The organism is Vreelandella piezotolerans (assembly GCF_012427705.1).
GTDB lineage: Bacteria > Pseudomonadota > Gammaproteobacteria > Pseudomonadales > Halomonadaceae > Vreelandella > Vreelandella piezotolerans.
This window is the reverse complement of the sequence record NZ_CP048602.1, coordinates 165,747-177,745: the sequence shown is the minus strand read 5'-3', so window position 1 is coordinate 177,745 and position 11,999 is coordinate 165,747. Positions and strand designations below refer to the sequence as shown.

Annotated in this window: 11 protein-coding genes; 9 read left to right on the top strand and 2 right to left on the bottom strand. The window is 60.2% G+C overall.

Going from position 1 to position 11,999, the window contains the following annotated elements:
- Positions 1-3: 3 nt before the first annotated feature.
- Positions 4-906: a TIGR01777 family oxidoreductase gene (locus tag GYM47_RS00790; RefSeq protein WP_153843248.1), complete on the bottom strand. Its 903-nt coding sequence runs from the start codon at positions 904-906 to the stop codon at positions 4-6.
- 181 nt (positions 907-1,087) lie between these two features.
- Here GYM47_RS00790 and GYM47_RS00785 point away from each other — a divergent pair, with 181 nt between their 5' ends.
- The 9 genes from GYM47_RS00785 (at position 1,088) to GYM47_RS00745 (ending at position 10,040) form a co-directional block, all read left to right on the top strand.
- Positions 1,088-2,149, top strand: coding sequence for an NAD(P)/FAD-dependent oxidoreductase (locus GYM47_RS00785; RefSeq protein WP_153843249.1), 1,062 nt, complete (start codon positions 1,088-1,090; stop codon positions 2,147-2,149).
- Positions 2,150-2,398: 249 nt separating this feature from the next.
- A complete protein-coding gene (locus tag GYM47_RS00780) occupies positions 2,399-3,319 on the top strand; it encodes a MerR family transcriptional regulator (protein ID WP_176558247.1) in 921 nt (306 codons plus the stop codon).
- A gap of 33 nt (positions 3,320-3,352) precedes the next feature.
- Positions 3,353-4,765: a deoxyribodipyrimidine photo-lyase gene (gene phrB / locus GYM47_RS00775; RefSeq protein ID WP_153843250.1), complete on the top strand. Its 1,413-nt coding sequence runs from the start codon at positions 3,353-3,355 to the stop codon at positions 4,763-4,765.
- 100 nt (positions 4,766-4,865) lie between these two features.
- A complete protein-coding gene (locus tag GYM47_RS00770) occupies positions 4,866-5,297 on the top strand; it encodes a nuclear transport factor 2 family protein (protein ID WP_153843251.1) in 432 nt (143 codons plus the stop codon).
- Between the two features lie 63 nt (positions 5,298-5,360).
- Positions 5,361-6,146, top strand: coding sequence for an SDR family NAD(P)-dependent oxidoreductase (locus tag GYM47_RS00765; protein WP_139527843.1), 786 nt, complete (start codon positions 5,361-5,363; stop codon positions 6,144-6,146).
- Positions 6,143-7,492: an NAD(P)/FAD-dependent oxidoreductase gene (locus tag GYM47_RS00760; RefSeq protein WP_153843252.1), complete on the top strand. Its 1,350-nt coding sequence runs from the start codon at positions 6,143-6,145 to the stop codon at positions 7,490-7,492. The genes GYM47_RS00765 and GYM47_RS00760 overlap by 4 nt, the downstream gene beginning before the upstream one ends.
- Complete coding sequence (locus GYM47_RS00755) at positions 7,489-8,253, top strand: DUF1365 domain-containing protein (RefSeq protein WP_153843253.1); 765 nt, start codon at positions 7,489-7,491, stop codon at positions 8,251-8,253. The genes GYM47_RS00760 and GYM47_RS00755 overlap by 4 nt, the downstream gene beginning before the upstream one ends.
- The gene (locus GYM47_RS00750) at positions 8,250-9,518 is read left to right on the top strand and encodes an SAM-dependent methyltransferase (RefSeq protein ID WP_153843254.1); all 1,269 of its coding nucleotides are present in this window, start codon (positions 8,250-8,252) and stop codon (positions 9,516-9,518) included. The genes GYM47_RS00755 and GYM47_RS00750 overlap by 4 nt, the downstream gene beginning before the upstream one ends.
- Positions 9,519-10,040, top strand: coding sequence for a DUF2878 domain-containing protein (locus GYM47_RS00745; protein ID WP_153843255.1), 522 nt, complete (start codon positions 9,519-9,521; stop codon positions 10,038-10,040).
- Here GYM47_RS00745 and GYM47_RS00740 read toward each other — a convergent pair.
- Positions 10,034-11,872 carry a putative bifunctional diguanylate cyclase/phosphodiesterase gene (locus tag GYM47_RS00740; protein ID WP_139527838.1) on the bottom strand — a complete coding sequence of 613 codons (1,839 nt, stop codon included), beginning with the start codon at positions 11,870-11,872 and terminating at the stop codon, positions 10,034-10,036. The genes GYM47_RS00745 and GYM47_RS00740 overlap by 7 nt on opposite strands.
- Positions 11,873-11,999: the final 127 nt, after the last annotated feature.

Genomic DNA, 11,999 nt, shown 5'->3' with positions numbered 1-11,999 from the left:
CGGCTATAGGATGGCTGCCAGTGCTTGGTCGAGCGTCGGGTACTGAAACTCGAAGCCCGCTTCGCGTAGCCGCTCGGGACGCATGTCTGCCCCGGTCAACAGCAGCCGCGACATCTCCCCAAAGCCCGCTTTCAGCACGAACGCGGGCACCGGAAACATGGCCGGACGATGCAGCTGCTTGGCCAGCGTTTGGGTGAATTCGGCGTTGGTCACCGGATGCGGTGCGCTGCCGTTGAACGCACCAGAGAGGGCTGGCTGGGTGATCAAATAGATGATCGCGGCCACCAGGTCATCTCGATGAATCCAGGGCATGAACTGCTGACCATCACCAAACCGCCCGCCTAGGCCGAGTTTGAACGGCGGCAGCATTTTTTGCAGCGTCCCGCCCCCCGCTTCGAGCACCAGCCCAATACGCAGAATCGCCAGCCGGATGCCCATCGTCTCCACGGGCTTGGCCGCCGCTTCCCACTGAGCGCACAGCCGATGCGCGAACTCGTCGTGGGGCGTGGTGGTCTCGTCCACCACCTTGTCCCCCTGATCGCCGTAATAGCCCATCGCCGAACCACTCACCATGACGCTCGGTAAAGGTTGGCCGTTGGCCGTCAGCTGCTCGCAGAGGGCAATGAGCTGCTGGGTACTCTCGACCCGGGAGCGGATGAGTCGCTCTTTCTGTTCGGTGCTCCAGCGTTTTGCCGCAATGGGCTCCCCCGCCAAATTCACCAGCGCGTCTGGCGGTGTGTCCACGAAGGCTTGCGCGCTATCGCGGATATCGCAGGTCTTGGGCAGTTTACCGCGCACGTTGTGGGGCGTTCGGGACACCACCTGCACCTCGTGCCCTTGGTCGATCAGCACTTGGCTGAGTCGTTGGCCCACGAAGCCGCTGCCCCCGGTGATTAATACCCGCATGGTGTCACTCCTTTGCCGTTAAACGTGGTGTGCAGGAGAGTGTTGCCTGCCACCGCCGGATGAGCGGTCTCGGTGGGCGAGGTTCGGTCACTCATACACATTGCAACTTATTTAATTGTACGATATTTATACATAACTGCTACGATAAAATGGAACCCGCCTACTGATACCGCGAGGACGTATGGCCGCAACGGCAAACGAGAGCTATCCATCACCCTTTGCGCTTCGCGTGGCCATCGTGGGCGCCGGGCTGTCTGGGCTGGCCTGCGCCCATCGACTGGCGCAGCAGGGTACCCAGGTTCGGCTATTCGATAAGGCACGCGGTCCCGGCGGGCGAATGTCCAGTAAACAGCGCCCTGCCGCCACGCTCGACCTCGGCGCCCAAGCCTTTACCGTGCGTGATGAGCGTTTTGCGCGTCAGGTCGACGAGTGGCGACACGCCGGTTGTGTGGACATCTGGCCAACACATCGCTATCAGGCTAGTGCATCCGGCTGGCAAACACACGACGATGGGCAGATACGCTATTGTGGAGCGCCGCGCATGAGCGCCATTACTCGCTACCTGGCCGACGGGCTGAGCGCGTTCGCTGATGCCACGCTCTTGCTCGAAACGACCATCACGGCTTTAGAGCGCCAGCCCAAAGGCTGGCAGCTTCGCGATGCTCACGACAACCGGTACGGTCTTTTCGATTACGTGGTGATCAGCGCCCCGCCGCCCCAGGCGAAAGCGCTGCTGGCAGATTGGGAACCGATGCTGTCCGACGCCTGTGAAGAAAGACCGCAGCGGAGCTGCTGGGCGGCATGGGCCATATTTGACGAATCGCTTCCAAGACTTCCCGTCGGCGACCAGTGGCAGAGCCTGCATCTTGAGCATCCTGCTCTACGCTTGGTCTCTCGCAACCACACCAAACCAGGGCGAAAGCACCAGCCGGAAAGCCTGAGCCTGCTGGCCCAACTCGACTGGAGCGATGCACATATCGACGCGACACCAGCATCCGCGGCGCAGCAGCTATGGGAGGCATTCGTCACCACACTGCCCAGCGACACATCGCTCCCCTCTCCTATTGACGTAGGGGCGCACCGCTGGCGCTATGCCCAGCCTGCCTCGCCAGGCAGGCAGTCGTTCTTGTACAGTGAGAGCGGTTTAGCACTGTGCGGTGACAGCTTCCGCGGTAGCCGTGTCGAGGATGCTTGGCTCTCTGGAAACGAGCTGGGGGCAGCATTATTAGGCCGGTCGGTCTAATAATACTCCGACTAACAGCGCACCAAGATGGACACCGCAAAGGTTGTACCCAGTCGCCACAAATTGTACAAAGGTGCCTATAATAGCGTGATCCTATTCCATCGATTAGGTGTTATTCAACGAATCGCTATACGACATCGCTATACGGCTAGATGGCCCTGCGCCGAGCTGGCGCGGCAACATAGCTATCGCAATTATTGACAGACCCCTGCAGCGCTGACTGCAGGCAACCAAGAGGCAATGGCGCCCATGAGCAACAAGGCGACCCACCCACCCGATACTCCCCTCTATCCGATTCGGGAAGTTTCCCGTTTGACGGGTGTGAACTCGGTCACTCTACGCGCCTGGGAGCGACGCTACGGTTTGATTCGTCCACAGCGCACGCCCAAGGGACACAGGCTCTACGCCCAGGACGACATCAGCCGCATCGAGCGCATTCTTCAATGGCTCAACCGCGGCGTACCGGTCAGCCAAGTGGCGGACCTGCTCGACCAACCTGAAACGGTCGAGGCACCAACGCCGAATGCCGGTGACTGGGCCAGCCAACGCCAGCAGCTTCAGGCGGTCATCGAAGCGGTCGACTTGCCGAAGTTAGAAGCCCTGTATCACCAGAGCCTGGCGCTTTATCCGCTGAGCGTGGCGATCAACGAGCTTTGGCAGCCGGTCATTCTGACCCTAGAAGCCAAGTGGGCCGCCGAGCCCGACGACTTGGTACGCCGCACGTTCGAAGCGTTTTTCCGCAGCCAAGTAGGTATTCGCTTGCACTACGCCAACCAAGCGACACGGGGACCGCTGATCCTACTCAGCGCTATGCCTGACGACCCCGGCCCGCTTTGGGTGTTGATGTGCGCGCTCATGGCCAGCGAACAAGGCTACCGCGTGCAACTCTTCGATCACTCGCTGCCACTCGACGATTTGCCGCAAGCGGTGTCTCGCCTACATTCATCGATGGTGCTGCTTTCCAGCGGTCAGCGGGAAAACGATCGCTATATTCGCGACGATTTACCCAAAGCCGCCGAAGCCCTCGGCGTGCCCCTCGGCGTTTGCGGCGAAGTGGCGCGGCTGCGCGAGAACGACCTCCGTGACGGCGCCGTTCACATGCTGGGGGACGACCTTCCCCAAGCGATTGCTCGTTTGCGCCCGCTGCTACGTGAATCCGGTATCCTGTAAACGCGGTGGCATCGGCTAACCTAAGGATTTTGCATGAACCTGCAGCTTGTTTGGTTTCGCAGCGATTTACGTATTCATGACAATTCCGCACTCGCCGCCGCTGCCGCCAAAGGGCCGGTCGTAGCGGTTTTTTTACGCAGCATCGAGCAGTGGCGTGACCACGGTCACGGTGCGAACAAGCTCGATTTTTGGGCGCGCGGCGTCAGTGCACTGAAGACGTCGCTCAACGGTCTGAACATCCCGCTTTTGCACCGCGATATCGAACGCTACGACGACGCCCCTCAAGCGCTGTTGGAGATTGCCCAGAAGTACGGCGTCGAGCGGCTACACTTCAATTACGAGTATCCGCTCAACGAGCAGCGCCGCGATCAGGCAGTACTGAAGGCCTTTCAACAGGCAGAGATAACTGCTCATGGTCACCATGACGCCGTTGCCTTTGCCCCAGGCAGTTTGCTGACCGGCAAAGGCGATTACTACGGCGTGTTTACACCCTTTGCGAAAGCGTGGCACAAACAGGTAACGGCGGATCAGCTTGCTCTGCGCGACACGCCAGAAGCCCAGTCGCCCCTCGAGATCCAAAGCGACTCGCTTCCGTCTCTGCCCGCGCTCGACGACGAGCCGCTGGATGGCCGCCAGTGGCCCGCAGGCGAAAACGCCGCTAGCGACAACTTGGAGCGCTTCTTGCGTTTTCGCGGGCGGCATTACAAGGATCAGCGCGATTTTCCCAAGGTGCGGGGAACCAGCGAGCTGTCACCCTATTTAGCCCTGGGGATGATCTCGTATCGCCAGTGCCTACAAGCCGTGATGAGCGAAAACGGCGGGAGCCTCGCCGACGGCGACGCGGGCTTGACGGCCTGGGTGAACGAGCTGGTGTGGCGGGAGTTTTATCAGCATGTGGCGGTCGGCTTCCCCCAGGTGTGCCGCTACCAGCCGTTTCAAGAACACACCAAGCAGCTCGACTGGCGCGATGACGACGACGGCTTTGCCGCTTGGTGCGAGGGCCGCACCGGCTACCCCATCGTGGACGCTGCCATGCACCAACTCGTGTCGACCGGCTGGATGCACAACCGTCTGCGCATGATCACGGCCATGTTCTTGAGCAAACACCTGCTGATCGACTGGCGACGTGGTGAGGCTTTTTTCATGCGCCACTTGGTGGATGGCGAGTTCTGCGCCAACAATGGCGGCTGGCAGTGGGCCGCTTCGACGGGAACCGATGCGGCACCCTATTTCCGCATTTTCAACCCCACCACCCAATCGACTCGCTTCGACCCCGACGGCGAGTTCATCGCCCAATGGCTGCCCGAGCTTGCATCGCTGCCAGCCAAAGCGCGACACGCCCCACCAAAAGACATGCTCGATCCCATCGATTACCCAGCGCCCATCGTCGATCACAAAGCGGCGCGCCAGCGGGCACTCGACGCCTTCAAAGCGCTCTCGAAGTAGCCGCCACATACGCCTCTTCATGGCGGCCATGTGCCGCTATGCTGCCTATCTACCTACCATTCTCTCATCATGACGCCCTGTCACTTGCAAGGAGTGTGCGATGACCGACGACCGCGCTTTGGCCAAGTTTTGTGCTTTCTTCAACAAACTAGACAACACCTGTACAGAAAAACTATACGAGGTATATACTGAGGAAGTTGTTTTCAACGATCCGCTACATCACATTGAGGGTCGCGAGGCGCTAGAGCGCTACTTCGCCACGATGTACGATAACGTTGAGCGCTGCCGCTTCACGTTCCATACCCAGCAGATGCAGGGGTATCAAGCGTTCGTGACGTGGACCATGGAGTTCGTTCACCCTCGCTTGGCCCGGGGAAGGCCAGTGAGTGTGGAGGGTTGCAGTGCGCTGACGTTTACCGAGGACGGAAAAGTGTCGCGTCACCGCGACTATTTCGATGCTGGGGCCATGCTGTACGAGCACCTTCCCATCATGGGACGTGTCATACGCTGGTTAAAGCAGCGCCTGGGTTGAGTCGTGTGACCTCGTTGATACGCACGCAGGCTGCGTGCTAACAGGCCGCTACAGGAGAGCAGGATGAGCACATGGAATACGTCCCAACGTATCTGGCTGACCGGCGCGACCTCCGGCATTGGTGAAGCGCTGGCCAAACAGTTAATCGAACAGGGACACCGCGTGGTATTGAGCGCCCGCAACGAAGAGGCATTGCATGCGCTTTGCAATGGCCATGACAACGCTTATCCGTTGCCCCTGGACGTCAGCGACCATCAGGCCGTATTAGCCGCCGGTGAGCAGATTCGCGAATGGCTGGGCGCATTAGACGTTGCACTATTCAACGCGGGCACCTGCGAGTATCTCGACGCGCGACACTTTGATATGGCGCTCGTCGAACGTGTTTTCACTCCAAACCTGTTTGGCACGCTGTATGGCGTCGACGCCGCCCTTCCGCTGCTGCGTGCTGCTCGTCAGGAAGGCAAACCAGCACGCTTGGCCGCGACATCGAGCGCCTCGGCCTACTTGCCGCTGCCTCGCGCGGAGGCTTACGGCGCGTCGAAGGCCGCCGTGAGTTACTTTCTTGAATCTCTGCGTCTTGATCTGCACCAGGAAGGCATCGACGTCAGCTTGATCCACCCGGGCTTCGTGAAAACACCGCTCACCGACCGCAACGACTTTCCTATGCCCATGCAGGTCACGGCCGACGAAGCCGCCAAGGCGATCATTGCAGGGCTTGCCAAAGGTCGCCTGGATATCCATTTCCCACGGCGGTTTACCTATATCGTCAAATGTTTGGGCATTTTACCCCCCGCCCTGCGGCGATGGATTGGCCTGCGCATGACGCGGCAAACCAAGGAGTCACCATGAGCGTCACAGCGTCACAGCGCATTGCGGTTATTGGAAGCGGCATCAGCGGGATGGCCGCCGGATGGTACCTATCCTCACAGCATGAGGTGACGCTGTTCGAAGCCGATCGTCGACTAGGCGGCCATACGGCCACCATGGACGTCGAGGTCAATGGCGAGCCCTACGCCATCGATACCGGCTTCATCGTTTTCAATGACTGGACCTACCCCCATTTTCAACGCTTGTTAGCGACCCTCGGCGTGCCCAGCCAAGCCACCGAGATGAGTTTTTCGGTGCATGAGACGGACGTCGACTTCGAGTACAACGGCCATACGCTCACGTCGCTCTTCGCCCAGCGCCGCAATCTGCTCAATCCCTCGTTCTATCGTCTGCTACGCGATATTTTACGCTTTAACAAGCAGGCCACCGCCGACCTAGAGAGCAAACGGCTACCGGCGGACATGACGCTGGGTGAGTACCTCGATAGACACGGCTACGGCGACGCGTTCCAGCGTCGTTACCTGCTGCCCATGGGGGCCGCCATCTGGTCGGCGAGCATTGGTGATCTACGCGCTTTCCCACTGACGTTTTTCGTTCGCTTTTTCCGCAACCATGGACTGCTATCGGTCAACCACCGCCCCCAATGGTATACCCTCGTGGGCGGCTCCAAGCGCTATATCCCCAGCTTGACCGCGCCCTATGCGTCGCGCATCCGTCTCAACACCCCGGTGACCCACATCACTCGCAGCGACACGGGTGTCGTGGTGACCACGGCCCAGGGCAGCGAACGCTTCGACCAGGTCGTACTGGCCTGTCACGCTGACCAAGCGCTCGCCATGCTAGGAGATGCCTCTGCCGCCGAGCGCGAGATCCTGGGAGCAATGCCTTACCAGGACAACGAGGTCGTGCTGCACACCGACACCTCGCTGCTGCCCCGCCGCCAGCGCGCCTGGGCAAGCTGGAACTACCGGTTGGATGGCCGCGGCGCCGACGAGCGAGTATCGGTCACTTACAACATGAACATCCTGCAGCGTTTAGCAGCAGACACCACGTTTTGCGTCACGCTGAACGATTCCGACAGTATCGATCCGACCAAGGTGCTTGGCCGCTACACCTATGCCCATCCCCAGTTCACGCTGGCAGGTCAGGCCGCTCAAATGCGCCACGACGAGATCTCGTCGGTGGCACGGCGCACCCACTTCTGCGGCGCCTACTGGCGCAACGGTTTTCATGAGGACGGCGTTTGGAGCGCGCTACGTGTGGCGCAGGCACTGGGCTGTGACGAAGCCGCTGAGCCGCCCACCACGCCGACGGCGCTGCCCGCGCATGAGTTGATGCCCAACAGCGTTGGGGAGGGGCTGGGATGATCGCTGCGCCGCGCTCGCGCATCTATCGCGGTACGCTTCGCCACCGCCGCTTTACGCCCAAGGTTCACACGTTTAGCTATCAGATGTGGATGGCGTGGCTCGATCTCGATGAGCTCCCCACGCTCTTCGACGGCGTGCCGGGATTCAGCGCGCGACGCCCGGCGCTGGCGCGCTTTCGTCGCGAAGATTATCTGGCCCCGACGGACCGCCCGCTGCGCACCGCCGTGCGGGAAGAGTTGGCCCGCCAGCTAGGCAGCGCCCCTAACGGTCGTATCTGCATGCTGACCCAACTGCGCACCCTCGGCACGATGTTCAACCCTATCACCGTGTACTACGCCTACGATGAGCTGGGACGCCTGGCCGCCGTGCTGGGTGAAGTCACCAATATGCCCTGGCGCGAGCGTACTTGCTACGCCTGCCATGTCGAGACCGACCGCCACGCGCATCAGGCACGCTTTGCTAAAGCCATGCACGTGTCGCCCTTCAACCCCATGGAGATGACCTATCGCTGGAAATTCAATTCGCCCGGCGACCAGCTCTATCTGCATATGGAGAACTGGCAGCACGAACAACGCCATTTCGACGCTACGCTCACGCTCGATGCAGCGCCCGCCACGCGCGGCGTGCTGCTGGCCACCCTCGCCAAGCACCCTTGGATGAGTCTGAAAACGGTCGCGGGAATCCATTTTGAAGCGCTTCGCCTGTGGCTCAAGCGCATCCCCGTTTATAACCACCCTAAGCGCAAGGAGACTTCAAAATGACCACCCTGCGTACCACGCCTCCCAATAGCCAGCCAGCGCGCCAAGACCGCTTCACTCGCTGGCTAAAACCCCGTTTGCTGGCTCAGTTGGATGCCTTTCGCGGCGGGCGCATTACGCTGATCGAGGGCAACCAGTGCCATCACCTGGGTCAGGAGGGCCCGCTACAAGTCACCGTGGTGATCCGTCACTCACGCGCCTGGAAGCGGCTCGCCTTTGGCGGCACCGTCGGTGCCGCAGAATCCTATATGGACGGCGATTGGGACGCCGATGACTTGGTGGCGTTGGTCCGCCTGTTCGCGGCCAATCTGGATCATGTCAATGGCCAGATGGAGAACGGTAGCGCTCGCCTCACCCGCTGGCTGCTGGGACTGGCTTACCGCTTCCAACGCAACAGTCTGTCCGGTTCCAAGCGCAATATCGCCGCGCACTATGACATCGGTAACGATCTGTTTGCGACATTCCTGGATACACGCCACTGGATGTACTCCAGCGCCGTCTTCCCCTACCCGGAAGCCAGTTTGGAAGAGGCCTCGACCTATAAGCTCGACATCATGCTCGAGAAGCTGGACGTTCGCCCCGAGCACCACTTGTTGGAAATTGGCACGGGCTGGGGCGGCTTGGCCATTCACGCTGCCAAGACACGCGGCTGCCGGGTGACCACCACGACGATTTCCGAGGAGCAGTACGCACATACCGCCCTGCGCATCAAAGAAGAAGGGCTGGAAGATAAAATCACGCTGCTGAAGCAGGATTATCGCGAGCTGACCGGACGTTTCGATCGGCTGATCTCGGTAGAAATGATCGAGGCGGTGGGACATCAGTATCTCAATACGTATCTCGAAAAGATCGACAGCCTGCTGACCGATGATGGTCAAGTGATGCTGCAAGCGATCACCATTCGCGACCAGCGCTTCGAAGAGGCCAAACGCGACATGGACTTCATCAAGCGCTACATTTTCCCCGGTGGTTTTTTGCCCTCCCATCACGCCATGCTCTCGAGCGTAATGCGTAAAACGTCTCTCAACGTCGTGGCGCTCGATGAGATTGGCCAGCACTACGCACGGACGCTGCGGGAGTGGCGCCACCGTTTCGAGGCGAGTCTCGACCAGGTACGTAGCCAAGGCTATGACGAGCGCTTCATTCGTATGTGGCGCTACTACCTGTGTTACTGCGAAGGCGGCTTTATCGAGCGCTCCATCGGCACCTGCCACCTGTTGCTGGCCAAGCCGGCGGCCAAACCGGCCCCGCTCACCGGAGCGCTGTAAATGGCGTCGCCCTCCCCCATGCCAGTACGCGCGATGTTATTCAATGCGCTGCGCTTCGAGGCGGGCTGGCTGCTATGTGTGCTGGGCGGCTCATGGATCGCCGCGATCAGCGGGGCGGCACTGCTGGGCTGGCACTTTTGGCACTGGGCCAAACCCGGCGAATGGCGTTTCATCGGGCTATTCGCTCTATTGGGGCTGGCGCTGGATGGCGGACTACATGTGGCAGGCGGCTTCGATTTTGGCGACCAAGCGCTCGTTGCGGGACTGCTGCCCGTATGGCTATGGATGCTCTGGCCGCTGTTCGCCACGCTGGTATTTCACTCGCTTGCTTGGCTATGGCGCTACCCTTTGATTGCCGCCGCGTGCGGGGCGATCAGCGGCCCACTCTCTTATTTGGGAGGCGCGGCGCTGGCCAACGTAAGTTTGGCAGCGTGGCTTTTGCCGGTGCAAGCGGTCATCTGGGCCGCGCTTTGCCTAGGCATTAGCTACTACGCACGGCGGGTCGCTGCAACGACTCAATGAACACCCTCGGCAAGCGCCACCGGCGACCAGCGCTGCTCTAGCTCGGAGGCAGGCAGTGGTTTGGCGAAGTAAAATCCCTGCACCAGCGTACAGCCCGCTTTGATCAAAAACTGACACTGGGCTTGAGTTTCAACGCCCTCCGCCACGACTTCCAGTCCCATCCCATCGGCCATGGCCAACACCGCCGTGACGATGGCCGCATCGGCTTGGTCATTGGGAAGCTCGCGGATGAACGCACGGTCCAGTTTGATCTTATCCACCGGCAGTCGTTTCAAATAGCCTAACGATGAATAGCCGGTACCGAAGTCGTCGATGGCAATGGCGTAGCCAAGCGCCCGAAGCGCCTGTAGGCGGGGGCCCATGTCGCCGGCACGCTCGTCCAGCAGCACCGACTCGGTGAGCTCCAGACCAATTTGCGACGGTTTGAGCTGATAGCGCTCCAAGCAGGTCGCCAATTGGGTTTCCAGATCGCCCTGAAAGAGCTGCAGCGCCGAGATGTTGATCCACACGGTCACTTTGGGCATACCGCTGTTTTGCCAGTGTGCTTGCTGCGCACACGCTTTCTCGATCACCCAGCTACCTAGCTCGGCCATCAGACCATGACGCTCGGCCAGAGGAATGAACTCGCCCGGCGAGATCATGCCATCCTGTGGATGGCGCCAGCGTAGCAATGCCTCCATGCCCATCAGCTCACCGCTGCCTGGGTGGTGCTGAGTTTGGTAGTGAAGCTCTAACTGGTCACCGGACACCAGCGCGGCGCGCAGATCGCTGACCAGCGCCAGCTGGGGATTATCCTGCTTGTCCAAGGCTGGGCGAAAGCGCTGGCTATGGTTACGCCCCAATCGCTTGGCGCTATACAGGGCGGACTCCAAACGCTGAAACAGCACGCCGGAGTCGCGGCCATCTTCGGGCGCGCGGCAGCTGCCAATGGTCAGCCCTAGGCGCAGCGACTGCTCATTGATCTCGAAAGGGCTGCACATATGATCGCGCAGGGTCATGATCCATTTATCGTGATCATCGAAGGTGGTGGTGCGAATCACCAAAAACTCATCACCCCCCAGGCGGCCGACGACGCTGCCCGCCATGTAGCTGGTGAGCCGCTGAGCAAACCGCGCAAGCAACCGATCCCCCTGCTCGACGCCCAGACTGTCATTGACCGACTTCAAACCATCGATATCGATCAGCGCCATGTCCAAACTCTCACCCGCGCGCAGGTGGCGCAGCCTTGAGGCCATTAGGTCATGCAGGCGGCGACGATTAGGTAGCCCGGTCAGCGGGTCCTCGTAGCCGATGCGGCGCAGGTCACGCTCGCGAGCCTTTTGCGCCGAAATATCGGTAAACAGACTGATGAAATGGGTAATCTTGCCGCGTTTGTCGGTCACGGCACGAACCTTGAGCCACTCGGGGTACTCATCGCCATGTTTGCGGCGGTTCCACATTTCCCCTTCCCAACGGCCCGTGGCTTTGAGGGTGCTCCAAAAGCTTTCATAGAAGGCTTTGTCGTGGCGCTGCGCCGCGAGGGTTTCAAGCTTGCGGCCGACCATCTCCTGACTCTCGTAGCCGGTAATGTCGGTAAAGGCCGGGTTGACGGCCAGAACGCGATTTTGCACGTCGCTGATGACCATGGCATCCCCCGCTAACCCCATGGCATCTTGGGCAAGCCGCAGGCGCAACCGCTGCTGACGAACTTGGTGCCAAGCATCCCATAAACCCAACGTAACCAAGCTGGCGGCCACCATGCGCAGCGCGGTATCAGGAATCCATACACACGCAGGCAGCGCCATGAGCGCTACCCAAACCAGCGGACGATTAAGAGAAACAGGCAGCCACATGGCGGGTCTTGTTGTCCTATCAGCAGTCACTAACTAAAAACAAGGGTCGACGACATCATGCCGTCTAACCCAAAACTTGGATAGAGCATATTACGTCAATAGGCCGTTTATTGTGCGAATTCGCTAA